The sequence below is a fragment of the Pseudomonas sp. MWU12-3088 genome, from assembly GCF_023242405.1.
GTDB lineage: Bacteria > Pseudomonadota > Gammaproteobacteria > Pseudomonadales > Pseudomonadaceae > Aquipseudomonas > Aquipseudomonas kribbensis.
The window spans coordinates 84,820-108,440 of sequence record NZ_JALJEA010000011.1; the positions used below are offsets into that span (position 1 = coordinate 84,820).

A 23,621-nucleotide genomic window follows, 5' to 3' on the forward strand; every position below is an offset into this window, starting at 1 on the left:
GGCCTACGAGCCGCGATAGGTTGAGAAGCCATACGGGCTGAGCAGCAACGGAATGTGATAGTGCTGATCCGTCTGCTTCACTTTGAAAATCACCGGAATCTCCGGAAAAAACGTCTCGTGCTTCGCCTTCTCGAAATACTCGCCGGTCTTGAACACCACACGATATTCACCCGCCTCGAACGGCTTGTTCGCCGGGAACAGTTCGGCGATGCGCCCCTGTTCATTGGTCGTGCCCTGCGCCAGCGGCTGCCAGTCCTGGCCCACGTGTTTCTCCAATGTCACGTTGATGCCTGGCGACGGCAGGCCGTTTTCCAGATTGAGCACATGCACGCTCAGCGGGTTGCCGGCGGCCAGCGCCAGGCTTGAAAAAGCACTCAGGCCGAGCGCGGCGAAAGTGATTCGTAGTGGGGACATGGTGATGCTCCTGGGTTCAAATACGGTTGATGGACAGGCCGACGATTTCGGCAGCCTTGATTGCGCAGTTTTCGTCCTGCTCGCCGCCGCCGGAACCGGCCACGCCCATGGCGCCGACCAGTTCTTTTCCGGCAAACAAAGGGATGCCGCCGCCGAGCAACAGCAATTCATCGAGGGTGTTGAGGTTTGCGGCTTCCGGGTTGCTTCGGGCACGCTCGGCGAACAGTCGGGTCGGGTTTTTCGTCGATAGCGCGGTGTAGGCCTTGCGTTGGCTGGCGGCGGTGTTGTGCGGGCCGATACCGTCGCCGCGCAAGGTCACCAGCAGGTTGCCGCCACGGTCGAGCACCGACACCGTTCCGGTGCAGTTTTCCAGCGTCGCATCGGCCAGCAGCCGTGCGGTTTTCAGATCGAGATCGGCGTGACGTGGCAGCTCAGGCGCGGCGAACGCGGCGGTGCCGAGGCCGATTGCCAGGCTGGCGATCAAGTATTTAGCGGACATGGGCAGGCTCCAAAAGAGAAGGCCGCCACCTTATCCGCCGGTTCCCGTCGAAACCTCGTCAGCCGGATTACAAGTTTGTAATGGGCAACGCCGCAGAAGGGGCCTAGCCTGTGCCTCTGATCAATCGAGGTGTGCCATGCGTTTGCTGGTTGTAGAAGATGAAGCCAAAACCGCGAATTTCCTCGCCAAAGGGCTGGGCGAGTCGGGTTTCGCTGTTGATGTGGCGCTGAATGGCCTCGACGGGCGCTACTTCATCGAGCAGCAGGCATATGACCTGATTATCCTCGACGTGATGCTGCCGGGCCTCAATGGGTGGCAATTGCTCCAGCTGATCCGCCAGCGTGGCGCCACGCCGGTGCTATTCCTGACGGCGAAGGACGCCATAGAAGACCGCGTGTGTGGCCTCGAACTGGGGGCCGATGACTATTTGCTCAAGCCGTTCGCCTTCGCCGAATTGCTCGCGCGGGTGCGCACGTTGTTGCGGCGCGGGCCGATGCGCGAAGCCGAGTCGTACAGCATCGCCGATCTGGAAATTGACGTGCTGCGCCGCCGGGTCAGCCGTGGCGGCCAGCGTATCGCCCTGACCAACAAGGAATTCGCCCTGCTGCATTTGCTCGCCAGCCGTCAGGGTGAAGTGCTGTCGCGCACGCTGATCGCTTCGCAGGTGTGGAACCTGAATTTCGACAGCGACACCAACATGGTCGAAGTCGCGGTGCGCCGGCTGCGTTCGAAAGTCGATGATCCGTACATGCCCAAACTGATCCACACCGTGCGCGGGGTCGGCTATCAACTCGAAGCGCCTGACGATGCGCGCTAGATCCATCGCCTGGCGTCTGGCCCTGGCGTTCGCGGCAGTCTGTGCGTTGGTGCTCAGCGCGATCGGCGTGTTCCTGTATCGCTCGCTGGCGTCGGAAATCGCCTGGCGCGACGACATGGCCTTGCTCGGTCGTCTGGAACAGGTGCGCGCATTGCTCGCCGACAGTGACAGCCTCGACGCCTTGCAGGCGCGGCCACGGCTGTACCAGAACATGCTCGGCAATCTCGACAGTCTGCTGCTGGTACAACGCGCTGACGGCTCGAATGTGATCACGATCAACCCTCGCCAACGCGCACTGCCGTCCGTGCAGGCCATCCCCCGGGATCAACCGCCGCAACGCCGCGATGTGCTGACCTGGAAGGCGCCCGACGGTGTCGAGCTGGCCCTGTTATCAGGTCAGGCTCAAGGGCCGAACGGCGAAGCATTGACCGTGATCGCCGGCAAGGTCTTGAGCGAGCGCGAGCAGATGCTCGGCAGCTATCGCCTGCGCTTGTATCTGGCCGTTGGCCTGGGTGCCGTGTTCGCTTTCACGCTGGGCCTGTTGCTGTTGCGCCGAGGCTTGCGGCCTCTGCGCAAGCTGAGTGAAGCGCTGCGTGGCATCGACCTACGCAGCCTCGACCAACGGGTTCCCACCGCCGGCACGCCAGCGGAACTGCTGGAACCGGTGCACGCGCTGAACGGGATGCTGGTGCGGCTGGACGATGGCTTCCAGCGCCTCTCACAGTTTTCCGCCGACCTTGCCCACGAAATCCGCACGCCCCTGCACACCTTGCTCGCGAGCAACGGCCAGGCACTGAATTACCCGCGCAGCAGCACCGAGTATCAGGAAGTGCTGGCGTCGAACATGGAAGAGTTCGAACGGCTCAAGCGCATGGCCGAAAACCTGATGTTTCTCGCCCGTGCAGAGCAGGCTGAACGGGCGCTCGATCTGCGCACGCTGGAGTTGCACGAAATCGGCGATGAGTTGTGCGACTACTTCGAAGCCCTGGCCGATGACCGGGAAATCCGCCTCGAAAACACGTTCAGCGGAGAGTTGCTGGTGGATCAGCAACTGCTGCAACGCGCCTTGGGCAACCTGCTGGCCAACGCCGTACGCCATGCCGACGCCGGCTCGGTCATCAGCCTGCGCCGGCGCGATGAGCCGGGCATGTGCTGGCTGCAGGTCCACAACCTCGGCCCGGTCATCGCAGAAAAGCATCTGGGCAAACTGTTCGACCGCTTCTACCGCGTTGACCCGTCCCGCGCCGAACCGGGAGATTCCGGCGGATTGGGACTGGCGATCGTGCAGTCGATCATGCAGTTGCATGGTGGGCGGGTGCGGGTCAGCAGTGGTGCAACGGGTACGGTTTTTGAGCTTGGATTTGTAACCAGTCGCTAATCGACCCGCACACGCCGTTTCATCTGAGCTAGACTCACCCTGAATTAGCATCAAATACGATGCATAATCTTTTATTTACGCTTTATTGCACTGCATATAATGCACTGGTGTGTCATGGAACAGTTGGGCGAACTGATCAGAACTCTGCGCAAAGCGCAAAAACTCTCGCAACAGGCGCTGGCGCAACGTTACGGCATGAGCCGCGCCACCATTTCGGGTATCGAAAACAATACGATTTCTGAAATTGGTCTGCGCAAAGTCGAGGCGATCCTTAACGGCTTTGGCTATGAGCTGACTGCGGTTCCAGTGAGAGCGCAACGCCCGACACTCGACGCGTTGCAGAAGGTGAATTTCCATGACTGAGCCGACAGATCGGTTGCACATCACCGTCGCTGATAGCCCGGTCGGAACGCTCGGTCGAGGGCAGCCGGGCATGGACAGTGTGTTCAGCTATCGCGAGGACGCCATCGACGAAAATGCAGTGTCGCTGACCATGCCCACCCGGCTGGAGAGTTACGGCTGGGAGCGGGGCGTTCATCCCGTTTTCGAGATGAATCTGCCGGAGGGCGCGCTGCGCGATGAGCTGGTTCGACGCTTCAGTAAGGCCGTGCGCGGTTTTGATGATTTCGACCTGCTCGCAATCGTCGGACCGCATCAGCTGGGACGGCTGGCGATTACCAGCGAGTCGGCAACCGAGCGTCAGCCCGAAACATCATTGGCCGAGCTTCTGGTTCATGACGGTGCCCAGGGACTGTTCGATGATTTGCTACAGAAGTACGGCCAATATTCCGGGGTTTCGGGCGTGCAGCCCAAAGTGCTGGTGCGTGATAGTGCGTCAGCAGTTGATCGCCTGACCCACCGAGGCTCCACACATCTGGTCAAAGCTTTCCGTCCCGAAGAATTTCCTGAGCTGGCGACCAACGAGTACTTCTGTATGCGCGCCGCAGCGCTTAGCGGACTTGAAGTGCCAAAGTTTGAATTGAGTGAGCAGGGCAAGTTTCTGGTGGTTGAGCGTTTTGACCTGGTTGAGCACGGCTATCTGGGTTTCGAAGACTTTTGCGTACTCAACGGCTGGCCTTCCAGAGCCAAATACGATGGTTCTTACGAAGGCGCTGCGCGACAGATCAAGGCCTTTGTTTCGCCTGCGTTGTTGAGTCAGGCGCTGGAAGCTTTTTTCAAGATCGTAGCGCTGTCAGCGGGACTGAAAAACGGCGATGCGCACCTGAAGAACTTCGGTGTGCTGTATGACCATTGTGGCGCGCAGGCCTCGATCCGGCTGGCTCCGGCATACGACATCATCACTACATCGGTTTACATCAGGAACGACAGCCTGGCCTTGCTGTTGGGCGGGTCGAAGGCATGGCCCAAGTACAAGGCGCTCATCCGCTTCGGCCGTACGGCGTGCAATCTGACGGAAGGCCGGTGCAATGAACTGCTGCAGCAGGTTGTTCATGGCATGCAGGCGGCGATGGCGGAAATGCTTGAGCATTGCCGAACCCATCAGTCGTTCGGCGAGGTGGGTGCGGCAATGATCGAGCAGTGGAAATCCGGGATTGAGCGCAGTCTGACCAAGGGTTGAGCGACCGATGTGCGCTCAACGCAACTGATCCCTAAACTGCCCCGGCGTCATCCCCGTCCAGCGTTTGAACGCGCGGCTGAAGCTGCTCGTATCGGCAAACCCCAGCAGATAACTCACCTCGCTCAGCGAGCATTGCGGATCTCGCAGATGCAGCAACGCGAGGTTCTCCCGGCTTTCATTCAACAGCGTATCGAAACGACAACCCTCGTCCGCCAGGTGTCGTTGCAGGCTGCGCAGGCTCAGGTGCAGGGTCTGGGCGATGCGTTCGGCGCTGGGTTCGCCTTCGGGCAGTTGTTCTTCGATGGCGTCGCGCACCTTGCGCTCCCAGGTCATCGGCTTGAGCTGGGCGAGGGTGCGTTTGAGCACGGCTTCGTTGTGTTCGGCCAGTTCGGGGTTGGCGTCGTCGAGGTGGCTGTCGAAGTCGTTGAGGGCGAATTCGATGCGGTCTTCTTCGGCTGAAAAATGCACCGGCGAGCGGAACACCTTGTGCCATTGATGCGCATCGGCAGGTTCCGGGCGGCGCAGGTACACCGCCAGTGGCGCGTAGTCGCGGCCAAGGCGATTGCGGCAGGTACGCACGTAGATCGCGGCGAAGGCGTCGATGGCCTCGAAGGCGGGCGCAGGGTTGTCGGCCGGGATTTTCAGGCGAAACCGGTAGCGGTCTTCGGTGCGCGTCAGCTCCAGCTCCAGCGCGTCGCTGACCACCTGGTGATAACGCACTATCCGCTCGAACACTTCCCGCAGGCTGCCGCTGGCCACCAAGGCGTAGCCCAGCGCGTGAAATGTCGTGGGGCTGACGAACCGCGACACCCGCAAACCGATCGCCGGATCACCGCTGACCTGCACCGCGATTTCCCACAGGCGCGTGGTGGCGGACAACGGGTAGCGGGCGTTCGGGTCGTCCATCAATTGCGGATCGAGCCCGGCCTGCTGGCACAGGGCAGTGCTGTCCAGCCCCAGCGCGTCGAGTTGCTTGCGCAGGGCACGGGTCCAGCTGGCGAGAGAAGTCGGTTCCTTCATGCTGATTGGCGCTTCCGGTCAACAGGTTGGCGTTCTCGGCTACCGCGTCCGGACCCTGCGCGGGGCAGGATGCGAACATCAATAACCAGAGGATGGAAGCATGGACCGTACTTCTGCAAGTCCCCAGCGACACAATGCTGCCCAGCGATCAGCGCATATTCGCGAAGTGGTGCTGGCCAAAGGCGTCGAGCTGCGTGAACGCTACCCGATTCTCAACCATCAGGACGCCCTCGGCGCGGGGATTCTGGCCTTCGCGCTGGCCGGGATGATCGGTTCGGCGGCGCTCTACATCAGCGGGCACATGGCGTGGTGGGTATGCCTGTTGCTCAACGCGTTTTTTGCCTCGCTGACCCATGAGCTCGAACATGACCTCATTCACAGCATGTATTTCCGCAAACAGCGTGTGCCGCACAACCTGATGATGGGCCTGGTGTGGCTGGCGCGGCCGAGCACGATCAACCCGTGGATCCGCCGCCATCTGCACCTCAATCATCACAAGGTTTCCGGCACTGAAACCGACATGGAAGAACGGGCGATCACCAATGGCGAAACCTGGGGTTTTGCGCGGTTGCTGATGGTCGGCGACAACGTGATGTCGGCGTTCATCCGTATGCTCCGGGCCAGGACCTGGACGCACAAATTCAGCATCATCAAGCGTTCGCTGAAGGTCTACGCGCCGCTGGCGCTGGTGCATTGGGGCGCGTGGTATGTGTTTCTCGGGTTTCACGCCGCCAATGGCGTCGCCTCGTTGATGGGCTCGCCGATTGAATGGTCGGCGACCACGCTATCGGTGATGCAGGTGATCGATATCGCCGCCGTGGTGATCATCGGCCCGAACGTGTTGCGTACCTTCTGCCTGCACTTCATCAGTTCCAACATGCATTACTACGGGGATGTGGAGCCGGGCAATGTGCTTCAGCAGTGTCAGGTGTTGAATCCGTGGTGGCTGTGGCCGTTGCAGGCGTTCTGCTTCAACTTTGGCAGTAGCCACGGGATTCATCATTTTGTAGTGAAGGAGCCTTTCTACATTCGCCAGTTGACGGTGCCGGTGGCGCATAAAGTGATGCGGGAGATGGGGGTTCGGTTCAATGATTTCGGGACGTTCGGGCGGGCGAACAGGTTTGTTCGCAAGGAAAATCAGGCTTTGGCGGGTAAGACGATCGAGGTGAACTGACTTTGCATGTTCGGCTTGAGAACCAGCCCTCACCCTAACCCTCTCCCAAGGGGAGAGGGGACTGATTGGGGGATATTGGGGAGGTACACCGACTTGAAAGTGCTTTACCGAATCCACAATCAACTCGGTTTCTCAGGTCGATGTATAGCGAAAGACACCTCGGTCTGCCCCCTCTCCTGGGGGAGAGGGCGGGGGTGAGGGGGGCTCTTGATCTTGCCCTCAATCCGGCTGAAACGGCGACTCACTCAAAATCACCCCGGTCTCCTCCACATACCGCTGCCAATGCTCGATCAGCGCTTCAAGCTTTTGCGGCTGACTCGCCGCCAGGTCATGAATCTCCCCCGGATCACTCCCCAGATCATAAAGCTGCCAGGTCGCCGGCCCGACCGGCCCGGGGATCCACACCGCCTTCCACTGCCCCTGCCGAATCGCCCGGCGTCCGAACAATTCCCAACCGGTGACGGTGTGTTCGTCATGCACCTGCGCCGTCTCGCCGGACAAGAAACCCAGCCATGATTTCCCGCGCAACGGCGCCACCGGTTTGCCGTGCCACTGCTTGCCCGGATGGCGCACGCCGGCCAGATCGAGGAGGGTCGGCGTGATGTCCATCACCGTGCCGAAACCATGGCTGATCTGCCCCTTCAGAGGCAGCTGCGGATAGTGCAACAGTGCCGGAACGCGAATCCCGCCCTCGGTGGTGAACGCTTTGAACAGGCGTGACGGCGCGGTCGCCACCTGCGCCCAGTTCGGCCCGTACCAGACGTAGGAATTGGCGCGGCCGATGTTGTCGAGGCTGTTGTCGTAATGCTGGCTCAGGTAGGTCACCAGTTCAGGGCCGAATTTCGGGAAGGCTTCCAGCAGCGCGCCTTCGGCACCGTTGTCGGACATGAACAGTATGAAGGTGTTGTCGAGCTGACCTTGCTGGCGCAGGTAGTCGACGACGCGGCCGATGTTCCAGTCCATGCGCTCGACCATCGCGGCGTAGACTTCCATCGCCCGGGCGGAAATCTGCTTCTGCTCATCGTTTAGCGCGTCCCATTGCGCGGTCAGCTGGATCAGCGGATGCGGTTCGACATCCGGCTCGATCAGTCCCAGCGATTTGAGTTTCTCCAGACGCTCGAGGCGCAAGACTTCGGGGCCCGCGTCGTAGCGGCCGCGGTATTTTTCGACGATGTCGGCGGGTGCCTGCAACGGCCAGTGCGGTGCGGAAAACGGCAGGTACGCGAAGAATGGTCGGCTCTGGTCGCGCTCCTTGAGGTACTGCAACAGCTTGTCGCCGAACGCGTCGGAGGAATAGAAATCCTTCGGCAGTTCGTCGATGAACGTGTCGTCCTCGATGTACAGCGCCGGGGTGGATTTCAGCAGGCCGGGCGTGTGTTCATCGTAGGTCGGTTCGAATCCGTAGTGGTTCGCCGCGCCGGGCAGCAGCGAGAACGAACGCTCGAAGCCACGGGCGTGGGGTGCCAGTTCGGCGGTCAGGCCCAGGTGCCATTTGCCGCTCATCAGTGTCTGGTAACCGGCCTCGCGCAGCAACTCCGGCAACGCGACGACACGGTCGTTGAGGTAACCCTCGTAACCCGGTTTGCCGATCAGCTCGGGGGTCAGTGTTTCGGCCATGGTGCCGATGCCGGCGATGTGGTGATCGGTGCCGGTGAGCAGCATCGAGCGGGTCGGCGAGCAGGTCGGTGCGGTGTGAAAATCGGTCAGTCGCAGGCCGTTGTTGGCCAGGGCATCGAGGTTCGGCGTGGCGATTTCGCCGCCGAAGGCACCGATGTCGGAGAAGCCGAGGTCATCGGCCAGAATCACCAGAAAGTTGGGACGTTGCGGCATCAACAGGCTCCTGTTCAGCAGGCAATGAACGACAACGGCAGATCACGGATCTGTACCGGCGCGCTCGGTTGGTAATGGTCGTCACTGGTCAGTTCGTGCAGCAGTTCTTCGCGCAACTGGTGGAAGTCGAAACTGCTGCGCTGGCGTGGATGGGGCAGGGCGATGTCCACCACCTGTTTGATCCGGCCGGGGCGCGGTTCCATGACCACCACGCGGTCGGCGAGGAAAATCGCTTCCTCGACATCGTGGGTGACCAGAATCGTGGTGATTTTTGCGCGCTCACGGATCGCCAGCAGTTCGTCCTGCATCTGCTGGCGGGTCAGCGCATCGAGGGCGCCGAAGGGTTCGTCGAGCAGCAGGATGCGTGGGCTCGCCACCAGCCCGCGAGCAATCGCCACGCGCTGGGCCATGCCGCCGGAGAGTTGATGCGGATAGGCACGGGTGAAGTCGCGCAGGCCCACCAGTTCGATGAAATCGCTGACGCGCTGCTGCTTTTCAGCGACGCTCAGCGGCTCGTTGACCAGGCCCAGGCCGATGTTGTCGGCCACCGTCAGCCACGGGAACAAACGGTGTTCCTGAAACACGATGCCGCGCTCGCCGCCGATGCCGCTGACGGCTTTGCCATCGACTGTGATCTGCCCGCGAAACTGCGTATCGAGGCCCACCAGCAAGCGCAGCAGAGTGGATTTGCCGCAGCCGCTGGAGCCGACGATGGCGACGAATTCGCCCTCGGCGATGTCGAGGTTGAATTCGCGAATCGCCTCCAGTTCGAAGCCGTCAACGTCGAAGGATTTGCCTACGTGGGTGAAGCTGACAATCGGTGCGTTCATGCGTGTCTCCAGCGGGTGGCGCGGATTTCCAGGCGTTGGCCAATGAGGTTGAGCAGGGCGCCGGTGAGGCCGACCAGCAGCATCCCGGCCATGATCAGGTCCATGCGCAGCAGTTGTTGGGCACCGATCATCTGGCTGCCGATGCCGCCGTTGGACGGCATGAAATATTCGGCACCGATGGTGCCGAGCCAGGCGTAGATCAGGCTCAGGCGCAGGCCGGCGAAAATCCCCGGCGCAGCGCCCGGCAACACCAGTCGACGCAGGCGTTGGGCGAGGTTCAGACGCAGCACCTGCGCGGCTTCGTTGAGTTGCGGCGAGAGGTTGGCGACGCTGCGTTGAGTCGCGACAAACAACGGAAAGAAAGCGGCGAGGGCGACAAACACCCACTTGGCCAATTCGCCCAGACCGAACCACGCGGTGAGCAGCGGCACCCAGGCGAAAATCGCGATCTGCCGCAGGGCGGCGAGCGTCGGGCCGAGCACGCGTTCGCTGGTGCGCGAAAGACCCAGCAGCAAACCCAGAACGAGGCCGAGGCCGCCGCCAATCAACAAGCCGCCGAGTGTGCGGCCCAGGCTCAGGGCCATGCCCGAGATCAACGTGCCGTCGAGCAATCCGTTTTTCGTCGCCTCAAGCACCACCCACGGACTGACCAGAATGCTGGCATCGACCCATTGTTGATCGACCGCCAGTTGCCACATCGCAAACAACCCCAGCGGCAACAGCCACGGCTGCACGCGCTGCCAGCCTTCATAACGCGGGCCGCGACGAATTTCTGCCGTGGCCGGGTGCGGCCAGTGCACCAGTTTTCTGTCCAGCAGGCCGATGCCGCGATCCATCGCCACGCCGATCAGGCCGATCACCACGATGCACACGAACACGATGTCGAGCATGAACAGCTGCCGCGCCCAGACCATCAGGTAACCGATGCCTTCGCTGGAGGCCAGCAGTTCCACCGCGAGCAATGAAGTCCAGCCAGCGGCCAGCGCCAGACGCACGCCGGCCATGAATGCGGGGAGGGCGGCGGGCAACACCAGTCGGCGAATAAGCAGGCGTGGCGGCAGACGTAAAACAGCGGCGGCTTCCCGCAGTTTCGGTTGCGCATCGCGCACGCCGACCAGCGTGTGCAGGGTCACCGGCACCACGATGGCCTTGACCAGCACCACCAGTTTCAGCGTTTCGCCGATGCCGAAAAACACCATGAACAGCGGAATCCACGCCAGCGTCGGCACCTGGGCCAGGCCGGCGAAAGTCGGGAAGATCAGGCGTTCGAGACGACGACTGAAGCCCAGCGCCGCACCGAGTACCGCGCCAGCGGCAACGCCCGCCAACAAGCCCCAGAACAACCGTTGCAGGCTGATCCACAAGTGACTCCACAACTCACCCTGGGACAGCTCGATCGCACTGTTCCACACCAGTGATGGCGCCGGCAGGATCTGTTCGCTCATCCATTGATTGCGCGCCGCCAGCCACCACAGGGCGAACAGTCCGAGCGGCAATATCCAGGGTAAAACGCGGTGGCTCAGGCTTGGCCAGGTGCGCCGGCTTTTCAACGGCGGTGCGGCCAGTGGCAGGCTGAGCAGGGATTCACGGGCCATGGATGACCTCCGTTGTCGGGTTGGATCGTGTCAGCGGAATTAGCGGTGAACTAATCGTTATAAGTGAATTAAAAAATAATCATTTTGGAGATAAGCAGCGCCATTTAAGGCCTCCAGCCCTGCACGCATCCAATGCATTCGAAGAATATTTTCGATGCTCTCCATGCATACCGCCCTGCATGTCCCGACTTTGCTGGCTTAGCTTGAAAAGCTATAAAAATGTGCTTTTTAAGTATTTAAGTGCTGATGCGGATTGCGCCTACTTTCGGCTCCTCAATGCCCGCCGTGATCAGGAGCCGCACCCATGAACCTTCCCTTCAAACGTGTCATCAGTCTGTTTGCCGCGCCGGCGCTGGCGGGTCTGCTGGCGTTCTCTGCCCAGGCCGACGAGCTCAAGGAAATCAGGATTGCCGTGCCTGATCTGAGCGCGGGTACTCAACACAGCGGCGGGGGCATCGTGGACGTGCTGCGCGATCAGCAGATCTTCGAAAAGGCCTTCGCCGATCAGGGCATCAAGATTCAGTGGAGTTTCTTCAAGGGCGCCGGACCTGTGATCAACGAGGCATTCGCCAACGGCCAGGTGGATCTGGCTTATCTGGGGGATCTGGCGGCCATCATCGGTAAGTCCAACGGGCTGGATACGCGCTTGCTCAGCGCCAGCGCCCGGGGCGTGAAGCAATACCTCGGCGTGGTGCCGGGTTCGGGGATCAAGACGTTGCACGATCTCAAAGGCAAGCGCGTGGCAATCTTCCGGGGCACCGCGACCCAGTTGTCATTCGATGCCGCGTTGGCCAGCGTGGGCCTGAGCGAGAAGGACGTGAAGGTGATCAACCTCGATTTCAACGCAGCGGTTGCCGCGCTGGCGGCGAAGCAGATCGATGCGTCGTGGGGCAGCTCCGGGCTGACCGCCTTGCAGGCCAAAGGCCTGGCCGAGTTGCCACTGAATACCAAGGACCTCGGTGGCGCCGGCAGTGTGCAGTCGGTGCTGGTGGGTACCGGCAAGTTTGTCGACGGGCATCCGGAAGCCGTGGCGAAGCTGCTCAAGGCGCAGCAACAGGCGGTGGAGTGGCTGACTCAGGACAGCAACAAAGACGCTTACGTGCAGTTGGTTTCTGGGCTGGCGAGTTATCCGCCAGTGATCCTCACCCAGGATCTGAAGGATCAGAATCTGAGCGAAGTATTCCCGTCGACACTGGATCCGCTGTTCCTCGAAAACCTGCAGGGCAAGGTGGATCTGGCAGCGCAGCAGAAGCTGATCCGCAAGCCGTTCAAGGTGAACGAGTGGGTGGCGCCCGAGCTGGCGGCGGCGAAGCTCTGAGTCATGCGGTCATTCCCGCGCTGAGCGTGGGAATGACCCTCAAACCGCGACGCTGATTTCCTGTTTATCCACCGCCACCAGCGTCTCGATCATCGCCCGCGCCGCCGGTGACAGCCGGAATCCCGTACGGCTCACGATCCCGCACCGCGCATTCATGCTCTCCAGGTTCTGCGGCAGATTGCGCCAGTGCAGCAGCGCCAGCGAGCCCTGGGCGATGTCCTCGACAAACGCCTCTTCAGTGCCCACACCAATCGCGTTGGATTGCAGCACCACTTTCACCAGCGCGGGGAAATGCTCGGTCTCGATGGTCGGGGAGAAATCGATCCGGCCGCTGAGGTTCGCCAGCAGTTTGCGAATGCCCGGCGGGATCAGCGTGGTCGCCAGCGGGTAGTCGAACATATCGTTGGTCGACAGGCTTTCCTTGGCCAGCAGCGGATGCCCCGGCCGGCAGAAAAACACCCCGCGCTTGGGCGTCAGCGGCTGGGTCTGGAAGTTCGGGTCGGACTCGAAATGGCGGATGTCGGCGATGAAGAATTCGATCTCCTCGCGGCTCAGGGCACGGCTGAGTTTTTCCCAGTTATCCACCTGAAAGCAGGTGCGCACTTTCGGGTGCGCATTGATGAATTGCGCCACCGCGTCCGGCACCAGTTTCACCGCCGGCGCCGGTCCGCAACCGAAGTGCAGTTCGCCGGCGTCGAGCTTGGTCATCTGCGTTACTTCGGCGCTGAGCAATGCCGCGCCCTGCACAAGTGTGAGGGCGTGCTGCAGCACCACTTGGCCCTCCGGCGTGGGACGCAGATCCTTGTTGCCGCGATCCACCAGCACGCAGCCGAACTCCTGCTCCAGCCCTTGAATGCTGCGACTGAACGCCGGTTGAGTGATGCCCATGGCGTCGGCCGCGCGGACAAAACTGCGGTGTTCGTTGAGGGCGATGAAGTAGCGCAACTGGCGAAGATCCATATGCTTTTCCGGCATCCTAAAAATAGCTCGAAGGCATTTGCGACGAGGTTGCTTGAGGTTTTAAATGCAAGCTCTTATTCCGTCAACGAAGCATGTTAATATCTATTAGATGTAAATGGAATATAGATAGAGCGTTGTTTCGCTGCCGTCCAACCGCAAGCAGTCGATGAGGGTCTACCCATGAGCAATGCCGCACTCGCTGTAAAACCCGCTGTCCACGCGCTGGACATTCATCCGGTGGCCGGCCGTATCGGTGCCGAAATCCGTGGAGTGCACCTCTCCGGTGAGCTGGATGCCGCGACGGTTGAGGCCATTCAACAGGCGCTGGTCCAGTACAAGGTCGTGTTCTTTCGCGAGCAGACCCAGCTCGACGATCAGCGCCAGGAAGCCTTCGCCCATCTGCTCGGCGAGCCGGTGGCGCACCCGACCGTGCCGTCCCGCGAGGGCACCCGCTACCTGCTGGAACTGGACGGCGCCGAAGGGCAGCGCGCCAACTCCTGGCACACCGACGTGACCTTCGTCGATGCCTACCCGAAAGCCTCGATCCTGCGCTCGGTGGTGGCTCCGGCGTTTGGTGGTGACACCTTGTGGGCGAACACCGCGACCGCGTACAACGAACTGCCGACCGAATTGCGTGAACTGGCGGACAAACTGGTGGCCGTGCACAGCAACGAATACGACTATGCCGGGGCGAAGCCTGATGTGTCGGCGGAGAAGCTCGAGCGCTATCGCAAGATCTTCACTTCGACCGTCTACGAGACCGAGCACCCGGTGGTTCGCGTGCACCCGATCAGCGGCGAAAAGAGCTTGCTGTTGGGGCATTTCGTCAAACGCATCAAGGGCTATTCCCAGGCTGATTCGGCGCACCTGTTCGGCTTGCTGCAAAGTCATGTAATCCGTCAGGAAAACACCGTGCGCTGGCGCTGGAAGGCCGGTGATGTGGCGATCTGGGATAACCGTTCGACGCAGCATTATGCGATTGATGACTACGGCACTCAGGATCGGGTGGTGCGGCGGGTGACGCTGAAAGGGGAGGTTCCGGTCGGGGCGAATGGGCAGCGTAGTCAGACCATCAAAGGCGCTGAAATCGTTGGTGTCTGATCGGGCCTCATCGCGAGCAAGCTCGCTCCCACAGGTTTGCGGTGTACAAAAATCCTGTGGGAGCTGGCTTGCCAGCGTTGCTTTTAATCACCAAACGCCAATCTGAACGAGCTTCTCGGTCTCCGGCTCCCCATAACGAAACCGCTGCCCCCGCAAATCAATCTCCTGATGACTGATGGTCGTGCGCCGCTTCAACCCGCGCACCCACTCGAACTGATACGCCACATGCTCCTCGCGCACCTCCGCATACGCCGGGTCCGCGCCCAGATCCTGCAGCTCCTGCGGATCATTCAACAGATCGAAAAGCTGCGGCCGGAAGCCGTCGTACGCCAGGTATTTCCAGCGTTCGCTGCGCACCATGGTCATGCGGCAACGGTCGATCGGCTGGCCCAGTCGCTCCCGGGCCGGGGCCTGGAAGGCGTAGTCGTATTCGCTGATCGCATAGCGGCGCCAGTCAGGGTTTTCACCGTGCAGCAGCGGAATCAACGAGCGGCCTTCCAGTCGATGATCAGCCCCCGTCACGCCCAGCGCTTCGAGAAAGGTTGGCACGCCGTCGATGGTTTCTGCCAGTCGATCCTCCACAGTGCCCCGCGTGACATCCGCCTCCGCACGCGGGTCGCGCACGATCAACGGGACGCCCACCGCTTGCTCCAGCAAAAACTCTTTCTCACCCAGCCAGTGATCGCCCAGAAAGTCGCCGTGATCGCTGGTGAACACGATCAGCGTGTCCTCCCAGCGTCCGTTGCTCTGCAGGAAATCGAACAGCCGCCCCAACTGATCATCGACCTGTTTGACCAGGCCCATGTACGTCGGGATCACGTTCAGTCGTACCGGGTCTTTGGAGAAGTTCAGGCTTTCCTCATGCTGGCAAAAGGCCTGATAGACCGGGTGGTCGCTTGGAGAGGCATTACGTACCGGTTCGAGAATCGATTTCGTACTGTACAAAATGTGGTACGGCGCCGGTACGATGTAGGGCCAGTGGGGTTTGATATAGGACAGGTGTAAAAACCACGGTTTTTCACCTTGCTCACCGATGAAGTCGATGGCTCGATTTGTAGTGTAGACAGTCTCTGAATGTTGCTCGGGAATTCGCGCCGGCAAATGGGCATGGCGCATTTTCCAGCCGCTGAGGATCTCGCCATGGTCGCCTTCGGCCGCGTTGGCCCAGTCGTGCCAGGGGTTACGCCCCTCGAAGCCCTGCTCGCGCAGGTAATGGGTGTACGGCGCGGATTCGCGTTTGTCGTCGAACAGCGGGTCATCTGGGAAGATGCCGTCGTGGCGAAAGTACGGCTCGAAGCCGACTTCGTTCAGCACTTCGGCCTGGGCGCTTTCAGGGTTGATCGCCAGCCGCTGCAAGGCATCCACGTTGGCCGTGGCGTGGGTCTTGCCGACCAGCGCAGTACGAATGCCGTGGGGGCGCAGGTAATCGCCGATGGTCAGTTCTTCCAGCGGCAGCGGCACGGCGTTCCATGCCACCTGATGGCTGCTGACATAACGCCCGGTGTAGGCCGACATCCGCGACGGCCCGCAGATCGTGCCCTGGGTGTAGGCACGGCTGAAGCGCACGCCGGCGGCGGCCAGGCGATCAATGTTCGGGGTGTGCAAATGTGGGTGACCGTAGCAGGACAGGTAATCGCGGCGCAGTTGATCGCACATGATGTACAGCACGTTGCGTACGGGGTTTTGCGGGTTGGACATGGGGTTCACCAGTCAGGAAGACAGGCGAGGTTTTTCGCTTTCGGCGAGGGTGTTCGGCAAGTGCATTCGGGGAATGCTTGCCATGCATGAAACGCATGGGGTCAGACGGCGAGGTTCGCCAGCGAACACACCTCCTCTTCCACCGCATCGATCGCCTTTATCTGCTCGATCATCGCCTCGGCCAACGGCGACAGCCGATACCCGGCGCGGCTGACAATTCCGTAACGGGTGTAAAGCTCTTCGAGATCATCCGCCAAGCCTTCGACCTTCAAGCACACCAACTCACCCCGGGCCTGATGCAGCGCATCCGAATAGGCACCGACGATGCCGATCGCATCGGATCGCAACACCACGCCGAGCAGGCTGGCGCTGTTTTCGCACTCCACGTTCGGGACGAAATCCGGCCGGCCACTGAGGTCGACGATGACCTTGCGCAGATTCGGCGGGCGAATGCTCACGGCCAGTGGATAACTCATCAATTGCTCGGCCGTGACTCGATCCGATGCGGCCAGCGGATGCCCGGCACGGCAGCAGAAATGCCATTTGCGTGGCCGCAACCGATGAGTCAGATAATCCGGATCCGCCTCGAAGTGACGGGTGTCGGCGACAAAGAATTCGAACTCTTCGCTCAGCAGTCGCTTGCTCAGGCTCTGCCAGTCATCGACCTGGTAATGCACCCGCGATTTCGGGTAGCGGCCGATGAAGCTGCCGATCGCTCGCGGGATCAATCCTGCCGCCGGCGCCGGGCCGCAACCGAAGCGCAATTCCCCTGCCTCCAGCCCGTTGAACTGGCTGATCTCGTTGGCCATTTGCTGTGCACCGCTGACCAGTCGCCGCGCGTGTTCAAGCAGCACCTGGCCCTGTTTGGTCGGCGGCAAGTCCTTGCGTCCGCGATCCACCAATTGGCAGCCAACGCTGTGTTCCAGCGCCTGAATGCTGCGGCTGAACGCCGACTGCGACAGGTTCACCGCCTGCGCGCCCGCGACGAAGCTGCGTTGTTCGGCGAGGGCGATGAAGTGTCTGAGCTGGCGCAAGTCGATATGCATTTTTCACATAAAAAATATCCGGGAAATGCATTGGATATGCATTAGGTCGACTCCTTATAAAGGCAATCTCTTATGCAGTAAATCTTTGTTAAAACATAAATAAATAACTTAAAAGAATATGCGGCACAGAAGATGTCTGCGTGTTTTTTGACCAGGAGCAGCCCCATGAGTCCGTTGAACCTCGCTTCACCGCCGCCGCCACGACGGCTCAAACGCTTGCCTCTGGCCCTGTTGCTGGCGGGGAGTGCCAGCTGGACCCACGGCTACGCTGCGGAAGCGGAAACCCCCGTGCCGGTACCGGCAGGCAAAACCGCCAGCGCCACTTCGCAACTGGAAACCGTGACCGTCACCACTCGCCGTCGCGAAGAAAGTTCGCAGGATGTACCGACGCCGATGAGCGTGGTCAGCGGCCAGACCCTGGAGACGCAGCGGGTCTACCGGATTCAGGATCTGCAGCAACTGGTGCCCAGCGTCAACGTCGCCTATATGCATGCGCGCCAGTCCAGCGTGTCGATTCGCGGCCTGGGCAACAACCCGGCCAGTGACGGCCTGGAAGGCAGCGTCGGCCTGTACATCGACAACGTTTATCTGGGCCGTCCGGGGATGGCGGTGTTCGACCTGATGGACATCGAACAACTCGAAGTCCTGCGCGGGCCGCAGGGGACGTTGTTCGGCAAGAACACCACCGCCGGGGTGATCAACATCAGCACCCGCGCACCGAGTTTCACCCCGGAGCGCAGCATCGAAACCTCGGTCGGCGAGGACGGTTACTTCCAGACCAAGGGCACGCTTTCCGGGCCGCTCAACGAACAACTGGCCGGGCGAATTTCCGCCTATCGCACCCGCAGCGACGGCGACATCAAAAACGAATTCAACGGCCATGACCTGAACGGCGGCTCCCGCGACGGCTTCCGGGCACAGCTGCTGTTCAAGCCCAACGAAAACTTCAACCTGCGCTGGATCGGTGATTACAACGAAGAGGATTCCAGCGCGGGTACCCGCGTGCTGTACAACACCGGGCCGACCATCAATGGCGTCAACCTCTATCAGTCCCGGGCCAACGCCGCCGGCGCGACGCTGGTCAACGGCTCGCACCGCAAGGTCAATCTGGACAATGACCAGCACGTCACGGTGCATCAGGGCGGCACATCGGTGGAAGCCAACTGGACGCTGCCGAGCGACTTCACCCTGACCTCGATCAGCTCCTATCGCTACTGGAACTTCACCCCGGCCAACGACGATGGCCTCAACGTTGCGGCAACCTACAACGCCGGCGTGTCGGTGGAGGACAAGCAGTACTCGCAGGAATTTCGCCTGGCGTCGCCCAAGGGCGAGTTCTTCGATTACGTGCTCGGCGCGTATTACTTCGGTTCGGATCTGGACAACAAATCCTTCGCCTATTACGGCCCTCAAGCCGACATCTGGAACGGCACGCCACGGGGTGCATTGGCCAACGTCGGCAGCGTCGGTCGCGGCCATATCCAGACCGACAGTTTTGCACTGTTCGCCCAAGGCACCTGGCACCTCACACCGCGCCTGGATTTCACTGCCGGAGTGCGCGGCACCTATGAAGAGAAGAACGCCTGGGTCAATCGCGATGCGCCGGTCGGTGGCGCCGCTGTCACGGGGGCTGCAGCCACTGCGCGACGCGGCCGGACCGGCGCTTACGACTCTGGCGATCTGAATCAGTACAGCACCAGCCCGTCCGGATTGCTCAACCTCAGCTATCGCATCACCGATGATCTGCTCGGCTACGCCACGCTGTCCCACGGCGAGAAATCCGGTGGGGTCAACCTTGTGGTGGGTTCGGCACCAACTGCCGGCGCCGACTCGCTGCTGATCGGCACCGAACGCGCGAACAACGCCGAACTCGGCTTCAAGAGCACTCTGTGGGATCGGCGTTTGCAGCTCAACGCCAACCTGTTCTGGACTCAGGTCAACGCCTACCAGACCAACGCCTACGACGACGTCAACCGCGTGCAATACCTGACAAACGCCGGTTCAGTGCGCTCGCGCGGTGTGGAATTCGAAAGCACCGTGATTCCGCTTCGTGGTCTGACGCTGAACTTCAACGGCTCGTTCAACGACGTCAGTTATCTCTCGTACAAGGACGCGCCGTGCCCGCCGGAAGTCAGCCAGGCACCGGGTGCTCCGGCCTCTTGCGACCTCAGTGGTCATCAGGTCGTCGGCGCCTCGAAATGGATCGGCAACGCCAACGGCAAATACGAATGGAATCTGGCCAACGGGCTGCAACCTTACGTCACCGGCAGCTACGCATTCCGCTCCAAAGCGGTGGGCACGGTCGAGGATTCCGACTACGGCCAGATCCCGAGTTACGCGGTGGTCAATCTCTCCACCGGCCTGCGCGGCGATTTCAATCAGGGCCAGTGGGACGTCTCGCTGTGGCTGAAAAACGCCTTCGACAAAACCTACTACACGACCCTGTGGACCGGCGGCAACGGCGGTTATGAAGGCCTGCTCGGCACGCCGCGCACCCTCGGCGTCACCGGTCGCTACGACTTCTGATCGATCCCTCAAGGAGCTGCATCATGTTGCGCATCAAAACCGCTTTACCGGTGTTGTTTTCCGGCGCAGTGCTCAGTGCCGGTGCGCTCGCCGCGCCCAGCGTCTACCCCACCGGAGTCACCCGATACGACCCGGCCAAGGCCTTCAATCAATATGTGATCTTCAGCGGTGCAGACAAGCAGACGCACCTGATCGACATGAACGGCAACGAGGTCAAGAACTGGCCGCAGGCCGGATTCCCGTCGGCAATCATCGATCCGAAACTGGTCGGTGGCGAGCGTGGCCATGTGTTGCTGCAATTGAGCGAAAAGGATCCTGGAAAGCTCGGTTCCGCCGGCAACGGCCTCGGCAATCAGAGCATCGGTGAGCTGGACTGGGATGGCAAAGTCGTCTGGCAGTGGGGCGAGAAAGCGCCCGGTGGCGCCGCGCAACAGCATCACGACCAGCGTCGTCTGAGCAACGGCAACACCGTGGTGCTGGCGAACAAGGTGCACAAGGTCAAAGGCTTCAAAGTGCCCGAGGCGATCGACGATGCGATCTACGAAGTCAGCCCCACGGGCGAGGTGAAATGGCAGTGGCTGGCGTCGGATCACTTGAACGAATTCGGCTTCACCGCCGAGCAATTGAAGCTGGTGCGGGCCAGTGAAAATCCGGATTACCTGCACATCAACAACCTCAGCCTGGTCGGGCCGAACAAGTGGTTCGACGCCGGCGACAAACGCTTCAACCCGGACAACCTGCTGCTCGATTCACGCAACGCCAACTTCATCGCGATCATCGACAAACACAGCGGCAAAGTGGTGTGGCGCCTGGGGCCGAACCTGCCGCTGGCCAACCCGAAAACCGCGCAGAAAATACCGCGTCCGGTGGACCAGTTTGTCGGTCAGCATGACGCGCACATCATCCCGGCCGGACTGCCCGGCGCGGGCAATCTGCTGGTGTTCGACAATCAGGGCTCGGCGGGTTACCCGAACGTCACGCTGGGGCTGATTTCCGGCTCGCGGGTGCTGGAAATCGACCCGGTGAAAAACGAAATCGTCTGGCAGTACAGCGCCGCCAATTCGAAGCAGCCGGGGTGGGCGTTCTACAGCTCGTTCATCAGCAGCGCGCGGCGTTTGCCCAACGGCAACACGTTGATCGACGAGGGCATGAACGGGCGGTTTTTCCAGGTAACGGCCAGCGGTGAAAACGTCTGGGAATACGTCAGCCCCTATCTGGGCAAGGCGCCGGGCAGTGATGCGATCAGCAACTGGGTCTATCGGGCTCTGCCTGTGAGTTATGACTGGGTGCCGACGGGAACGCCGCGTTCGGAGACGGCAGTGATTGCGCCGGCCATTGGTGTGCAACAGACCAATGCCAGTCGTTAGTTATTAGGACTCTTCCGAATCGAAATAAGTTATGAGCGACATGAATATTGCATATAGCAATATCGTTGAAAAGCCCCGTGGACAATAAGTGAATGTCCAACCATCCTGAGTGTCGTGAGTTCCCAGGAGGGAACTTGCTCTCATCGGAAGACACTTATCCAACGATAAAGGAAATCTCGTTATGTCGAGCATTAATGGCAACTATGTAAACGCTAACGCTGGCGCCAAACTGACGATTACCGATGGCAACGACTCCAACGGCACCTTCAGCGGCAAGTTCAGCCAGAACGGCGTGAACTACGACATCGCGTACGGTCACTACCACTTCCAGAACAGCACCGGGCAGCCTACGATCATTACTTTCGCGGCTCTGAATGACGGCACTGGCTATCAGTCCTGGACCCTGTTCTCGCCGGATCACAACTACTCGAAAGTTCGTGCGGTGGGTTCGCGCACCAACTTTGACGGTGATGTAGTCGGTCTGGCCGGGGAGTTTGTGAAGCAATAAGAAATTCTGCAAGTCGAAGGCCGATGCATTAAACATGCATCGGCCTTTTTATTTGTATCATGTAAAGTTCGTCAACTATCACCTTGGAATTAGTTGTCACTGGATCCCGGGTCATCGATAACCCGATGCCTTGGATGAATACTTTTTATGCCGGGAAAGCATGTCGATTCCGGCGAATCGCTGGAAGCCTTGCGGGCCGTGGCTTTGGTGGAAATGACCGTTTCTTATATTCCATAACCGTCTATTCATAACATGAAAGATTACTTTCGGAGATAAGCCTCCAGCCCCAATGATTGACCCATCGATCACGCCGTGGGGGATTCAACAAGCGGCGAATCGGCTACGCGAAAAAACGCAAAGAGACCGCAGGGAGTAAATCAATGGGCAATGTCCAGACCGCCGCCAGTGCACAGGAGGTGCTGTGGCGCCAGGCGCCGAGCGGCGAGTTGGTCGATCTCGGCCGGCCCCATCGCGTGCCGTTGGGGCAACTGCGTTTGCAGCGCGCGCCCAAGGGCATTCTGAGCCGCCGCGAAACGATTCTGCTGGGCGTTCTGGCGCTGGTGGTGCACGGCGCGGTGATCTACTGGATCAACCAGCATCCGACACCGGCGCTGCCGATCGTGCCGCCGGAAATTCCACCGATGACCATCGAGTTTTCGCGCCCGGCGCCGCCAGCTCCGCCGGTCGTCGAGCCGCCACCACCGCAACCTGTGGTTGAGCCGCCACCGCCGGTAGAGGACGAGTTGGCAGTGAAACCGCCGCCACCCAAACCCATTCCAAAACCGAAACCAGTGGTTAAGCCCGTACCGAAACCGGCCCCCAAAGCCGTAGAGCAACCCCCGGCTCCGCCACAACCGGCCGCTCCGGTCGCCGCGCCAGCGCCACCTGCACCACCGGCGCCTGCTCCGGTGACGCCGGCCTCGGCCAACGCCGCGTACCTGAAGAACCCGGCGCCGGAATACCCGTCGTTGGCCCAGCGTCGCGGTTGGGAAGGCACGGTGTTACTGCGGGTGCACGTTTTGGCCAGCGGCAAACCGGGCGAGATCCAGATTCAGAAAAGCAGTGGCCGGCAACAGCTTGACGACGCGGCGCTGGACGCCGTGAAGCGCTGGAGCTTCGTGCCGGCCAAGCAGGGTGATGTCGCCCAGGATGGCTGGGTCAGCGTGCCCATCGATTTCAAGATTCACTAAACCGAAACCAAATTCGCGCGAAATGTTTACACGAGGGAACACATCATGACGTTACTGGCATCTCCACTGGAATCCATCGAAAGCGCGGTGATCTGGCTGCTGGTGGTCTTTTCTGTCGCTACCTGGGGCCTGGCATTGCTCAAGGCGTTGCAGTTCGGTCGGTTGAAGGCGCAGGACCGCAAATTCCACAAGCGCTTCTGGGCGGCGTCGAGTCTGGACTCCGCCGCCGAGTTGAGCGAAACCCAGCCCGGCGCGGCAGCGCGGGTGGCACAGGCCGGATATGCGGCGATTCAAGTGGGCGAGGCGCCGCAGGCCAATGACCTGAGCCAGGCGATCAACCATCAGGATCGCCTCGAACGTGCCTTGCGTCAGCAGATCGTCCGCGAGCGGCGTTCGCTGGAAACCGGTCTGGCGGTGGTCGCGAGTATTGGCAGCACCTCGCCGTTCATTGGTCTGTTCGGCACGGTGTGGGGAATCATGGAAGCGTTGAAAGGCATCAGCGCGGCGGGCTCGGCGAGCCTCGAAACGGTCGCAGGACCCATCGGTGCAGCGCTGGTCGCCACCGGTGTGGGGATCGCGGTCGCGGTGCCGGCGGTGCTGGTTTACAACTACTTTTTGCGTCGTCTGAAACTGACGGCGGCGGACCTGGACGACTTTGCCCACGACTTCTACAGCCTGGCGCAAAAGAGTTCGTTCCGTGTGTTGATCCACCCGACCGCGCACAAGGCTGCCGCCCAGGGCAACGCAACAAAAGTGAAGGAGGCGTCCTGA

The 23,621-nt window shown here is 60.9% G+C and carries 21 protein-coding genes; 12 read left to right on the plus strand and 9 right to left on the minus strand.

The annotated features are described in order from the left end of the window. Nucleotides 1–3: 3 nt before the first annotated feature. Nucleotides 4–414, minus strand: a complete 411-nt coding sequence (uraH, locus tag M5B98_RS23165; RefSeq protein ID WP_248744093.1) for a hydroxyisourate hydrolase — start codon at nucleotides 412–414, stop codon at nucleotides 4–6. A 16-nt stretch (nucleotides 415–430) separates the two neighbouring features. Next, nucleotides 431–913, minus strand: coding sequence for a GlcG/HbpS family heme-binding protein (locus M5B98_RS23170; RefSeq protein WP_248744094.1), 483 nt, complete (start codon nucleotides 911–913; stop codon nucleotides 431–433). A gap of 136 nt (nucleotides 914–1,049) precedes the next feature. Here M5B98_RS23170 and M5B98_RS23175 point away from each other — a divergent pair, with 136 nt between their 5' ends. The 4 genes from M5B98_RS23175 (at nucleotide 1,050) to M5B98_RS23190 (ending at nucleotide 4,687) form a co-directional block, all read left to right on the plus strand. Beyond that, nucleotides 1,050–1,730 carry a heavy metal response regulator transcription factor gene (locus M5B98_RS23175; protein WP_248744095.1) on the plus strand — a complete coding sequence of 227 codons (681 nt, stop codon included), beginning with the start codon at nucleotides 1,050–1,052 and terminating at the stop codon, nucleotides 1,728–1,730. After that, nucleotides 1,720–3,108, plus strand: coding sequence for a heavy metal sensor histidine kinase (locus M5B98_RS23180; protein ID WP_248744096.1), 1,389 nt, complete (start codon nucleotides 1,720–1,722; stop codon nucleotides 3,106–3,108). The genes M5B98_RS23175 and M5B98_RS23180 overlap by 11 nt, the downstream gene beginning before the upstream one ends. A 114-nt stretch (nucleotides 3,109–3,222) precedes the next feature. Beyond that, nucleotides 3,223–3,471, plus strand: coding sequence for a helix-turn-helix domain-containing protein (locus M5B98_RS23185; protein ID WP_085746304.1), 249 nt, complete (start codon nucleotides 3,223–3,225; stop codon nucleotides 3,469–3,471). Further along, entirely contained in the window at nucleotides 3,464–4,687 is a 1,224-nt protein-coding gene (locus M5B98_RS23190) for a type II toxin-antitoxin system HipA family toxin (protein WP_248744097.1), read from the plus strand. Before M5B98_RS23185 ends, M5B98_RS23190 begins: the two co-directional genes overlap by 8 nt. Nucleotides 4,688–4,702: 15 nt before the next feature. Here the strand turns inward: M5B98_RS23190 and M5B98_RS23195 are convergent, their stop codons facing one another. Beyond that, nucleotides 4,703–5,707 carry an AraC family transcriptional regulator gene (locus tag M5B98_RS23195; protein ID WP_248744098.1) on the minus strand — a complete coding sequence of 335 codons (1,005 nt, stop codon included), beginning with the start codon at nucleotides 5,705–5,707 and terminating at the stop codon, nucleotides 4,703–4,705. A 100-nt stretch (nucleotides 5,708–5,807) separates the two neighbouring features. Here M5B98_RS23195 and M5B98_RS23200 point away from each other — a divergent pair, with 100 nt between their 5' ends. Then, a complete protein-coding gene (locus tag M5B98_RS23200; RefSeq protein ID WP_248744099.1) occupies nucleotides 5,808–6,881 on the plus strand; it encodes a fatty acid desaturase in 1,074 nt (357 codons plus the stop codon). Between the two features lie 219 nt (nucleotides 6,882–7,100). On the opposite strand, the gene M5B98_RS23205 is transcribed toward M5B98_RS23200, so the two are convergent. Genes M5B98_RS23205 through M5B98_RS23215 form a run of 3 tightly spaced genes read right to left on the minus strand, consistent with a single transcriptional unit; the run spans nucleotide 7,101 to nucleotide 11,136 of the window. Next, the gene (locus M5B98_RS23205; RefSeq protein WP_248744100.1) at nucleotides 7,101–8,711 is read right to left on the minus strand and encodes an arylsulfatase; all 1,611 of its coding nucleotides are present in this window, start codon (nucleotides 8,709–8,711) and stop codon (nucleotides 7,101–7,103) included. Between the two features lie 14 nt (nucleotides 8,712–8,725). After that, entirely contained in the window at nucleotides 8,726–9,541 is an 816-nt protein-coding gene (locus tag M5B98_RS23210) for an ABC transporter ATP-binding protein (protein WP_248744101.1), read from the minus strand. Then, nucleotides 9,538–11,136 (minus strand): ABC transporter permease, encoded by a 1,599-nt coding sequence (locus M5B98_RS23215; protein ID WP_248744102.1) that lies wholly within the window; start codon nucleotides 11,134–11,136, stop codon nucleotides 9,538–9,540. Before M5B98_RS23215 ends, M5B98_RS23210 begins: the two co-directional genes overlap by 4 nt. 304 nt (nucleotides 11,137–11,440) lie before the next feature. Here M5B98_RS23215 and M5B98_RS23220 point away from each other — a divergent pair, with 304 nt between their 5' ends. Beyond that, nucleotides 11,441–12,454: an ABC transporter substrate-binding protein gene (locus M5B98_RS23220; protein WP_248744103.1), complete on the plus strand. Its 1,014-nt coding sequence runs from the start codon at nucleotides 11,441–11,443 to the stop codon at nucleotides 12,452–12,454. A 39-nt stretch (nucleotides 12,455–12,493) separates the two neighbouring features. Here the strand turns inward: M5B98_RS23220 and M5B98_RS23225 are convergent, their stop codons facing one another. Then, nucleotides 12,494–13,414, minus strand: a complete 921-nt coding sequence (locus tag M5B98_RS23225) for a LysR family transcriptional regulator (RefSeq protein ID WP_039764497.1) — start codon at nucleotides 13,412–13,414, stop codon at nucleotides 12,494–12,496. A gap of 180 nt (nucleotides 13,415–13,594) precedes the next feature. Here M5B98_RS23225 and M5B98_RS23230 point away from each other — a divergent pair, with 180 nt between their 5' ends. Next, the gene (locus M5B98_RS23230) at nucleotides 13,595–14,515 is read left to right on the plus strand and encodes a TauD/TfdA dioxygenase family protein (RefSeq protein WP_085712666.1); all 921 of its coding nucleotides are present in this window, start codon (nucleotides 13,595–13,597) and stop codon (nucleotides 14,513–14,515) included. A gap of 87 nt (nucleotides 14,516–14,602) precedes the next feature. On the opposite strand, the gene M5B98_RS23235 is transcribed toward M5B98_RS23230, so the two are convergent. Both M5B98_RS23235 and M5B98_RS23240 read right to left on the minus strand, forming a co-directional pair. Further along, nucleotides 14,603–16,213: an alkaline phosphatase family protein gene (locus M5B98_RS23235; RefSeq protein WP_248744104.1), complete on the minus strand. Its 1,611-nt coding sequence runs from the start codon at nucleotides 16,211–16,213 to the stop codon at nucleotides 14,603–14,605. Nucleotides 16,214–16,314: 101 nt separating this feature from the next. Next, complete coding sequence (locus tag M5B98_RS23240; RefSeq protein WP_248744105.1) at nucleotides 16,315–17,259, minus strand: LysR family transcriptional regulator; 945 nt, start codon at nucleotides 17,257–17,259, stop codon at nucleotides 16,315–16,317. A gap of 165 nt (nucleotides 17,260–17,424) precedes the next feature. Between M5B98_RS23240 and M5B98_RS23245 the strand changes: the two genes are divergently transcribed. The 5 genes from M5B98_RS23245 to M5B98_RS23265 all read left to right on the plus strand — a co-directional run bounded on the left by M5B98_RS23245 (nucleotide 17,425) and on the right by M5B98_RS23265 (nucleotide 23,621). Beyond that, on the plus strand, nucleotides 17,425–19,785 hold the full coding sequence (locus M5B98_RS23245) for a TonB-dependent receptor (protein WP_248744106.1): 2,361 nt from the start codon (nucleotides 17,425–17,427) through the stop codon (nucleotides 19,783–19,785). Nucleotides 19,786–19,808: 23 nt separating this feature from the next. Beyond that, a complete protein-coding gene (locus M5B98_RS23250) occupies nucleotides 19,809–21,152 on the plus strand; it encodes an aryl-sulfate sulfotransferase (protein WP_248744107.1) in 1,344 nt (447 codons plus the stop codon). 181 nt (nucleotides 21,153–21,333) lie between these two features. Further along, nucleotides 21,334–21,660, plus strand: coding sequence for a hypothetical protein (locus M5B98_RS23255; protein WP_007952780.1), 327 nt, complete (start codon nucleotides 21,334–21,336; stop codon nucleotides 21,658–21,660). A 380-nt stretch (nucleotides 21,661–22,040) separates the two neighbouring features. Next, nucleotides 22,041–22,850 carry an energy transducer TonB gene (locus M5B98_RS23260; protein ID WP_248744108.1) on the plus strand — a complete coding sequence of 270 codons (810 nt, stop codon included), beginning with the start codon at nucleotides 22,041–22,043 and terminating at the stop codon, nucleotides 22,848–22,850. A gap of 45 nt (nucleotides 22,851–22,895) precedes the next feature. Continuing rightward, nucleotides 22,896–23,621 (plus strand): MotA/TolQ/ExbB proton channel family protein, encoded by a 726-nt coding sequence (locus M5B98_RS23265; RefSeq protein WP_007952775.1) that lies wholly within the window; start codon nucleotides 22,896–22,898, stop codon nucleotides 23,619–23,621.

Excerpts from the sequence above, each read along its gene's own strand:
- uraH (WP_248744093.1), bottom strand. The coding sequence starts at position 414 with ATGTCCCCACTACGAATCACTTTCGCCGCGCTCGGCCTGAGTGCTTTT.
- M5B98_RS23170 (WP_248744094.1), bottom strand. The coding sequence starts at position 913 with ATGTCCGCTAAATACTTGATCGCCAGCCTGGCAATCGGCCTCGGCACC.
- M5B98_RS23175 (WP_248744095.1), top strand. The coding sequence starts at position 1,050 with ATGCGTTTGCTGGTTGTAGAAGATGAAGCCAAAACCGCGAATTTCCTC.
- M5B98_RS23180 (WP_248744096.1), top strand. The coding sequence starts at position 1,720 with ATGCGCGCTAGATCCATCGCCTGGCGTCTGGCCCTGGCGTTCGCGGCA.
- M5B98_RS23185 (WP_085746304.1), top strand. The coding sequence starts at position 3,223 with ATGGAACAGTTGGGCGAACTGATCAGAACTCTGCGCAAAGCGCAAAAA.
- M5B98_RS23190 (WP_248744097.1), top strand. The coding sequence starts at position 3,464 with ATGACTGAGCCGACAGATCGGTTGCACATCACCGTCGCTGATAGCCCG.
- M5B98_RS23195 (WP_248744098.1), bottom strand. The coding sequence starts at position 5,707 with ATGAAGGAACCGACTTCTCTCGCCAGCTGGACCCGTGCCCTGCGCAAG.
- M5B98_RS23200 (WP_248744099.1), top strand. The coding sequence starts at position 5,808 with ATGGACCGTACTTCTGCAAGTCCCCAGCGACACAATGCTGCCCAGCGA.
- M5B98_RS23205 (WP_248744100.1), bottom strand. The coding sequence starts at position 8,711 with ATGCCGCAACGTCCCAACTTTCTGGTGATTCTGGCCGATGACCTCGGC.
- M5B98_RS23210 (WP_248744101.1), bottom strand. The coding sequence starts at position 9,541 with ATGAACGCACCGATTGTCAGCTTCACCCACGTAGGCAAATCCTTCGAC.
- M5B98_RS23215 (WP_248744102.1), bottom strand. The coding sequence starts at position 11,136 with ATGGCCCGTGAATCCCTGCTCAGCCTGCCACTGGCCGCACCGCCGTTG.
- M5B98_RS23220 (WP_248744103.1), top strand. The coding sequence starts at position 11,441 with ATGAACCTTCCCTTCAAACGTGTCATCAGTCTGTTTGCCGCGCCGGCG.
- M5B98_RS23225 (WP_039764497.1), bottom strand. The coding sequence starts at position 13,414 with ATGGATCTTCGCCAGTTGCGCTACTTCATCGCCCTCAACGAACACCGC.
- M5B98_RS23230 (WP_085712666.1), top strand. The coding sequence starts at position 13,595 with ATGAGCAATGCCGCACTCGCTGTAAAACCCGCTGTCCACGCGCTGGAC.
- M5B98_RS23235 (WP_248744104.1), bottom strand. The coding sequence starts at position 16,213 with ATGTCCAACCCGCAAAACCCCGTACGCAACGTGCTGTACATCATGTGC.
- M5B98_RS23240 (WP_248744105.1), bottom strand. The coding sequence starts at position 17,259 with ATGCATATCGACTTGCGCCAGCTCAGACACTTCATCGCCCTCGCCGAA.
- M5B98_RS23245 (WP_248744106.1), top strand. The coding sequence starts at position 17,425 with ATGAGTCCGTTGAACCTCGCTTCACCGCCGCCGCCACGACGGCTCAAA.
- M5B98_RS23250 (WP_248744107.1), top strand. The coding sequence starts at position 19,809 with ATGTTGCGCATCAAAACCGCTTTACCGGTGTTGTTTTCCGGCGCAGTG.
- M5B98_RS23255 (WP_007952780.1), top strand. The coding sequence starts at position 21,334 with ATGTCGAGCATTAATGGCAACTATGTAAACGCTAACGCTGGCGCCAAA.
- M5B98_RS23260 (WP_248744108.1), top strand. The coding sequence starts at position 22,041 with ATGGGCAATGTCCAGACCGCCGCCAGTGCACAGGAGGTGCTGTGGCGC.
- M5B98_RS23265 (WP_007952775.1), top strand. The coding sequence starts at position 22,896 with ATGACGTTACTGGCATCTCCACTGGAATCCATCGAAAGCGCGGTGATC.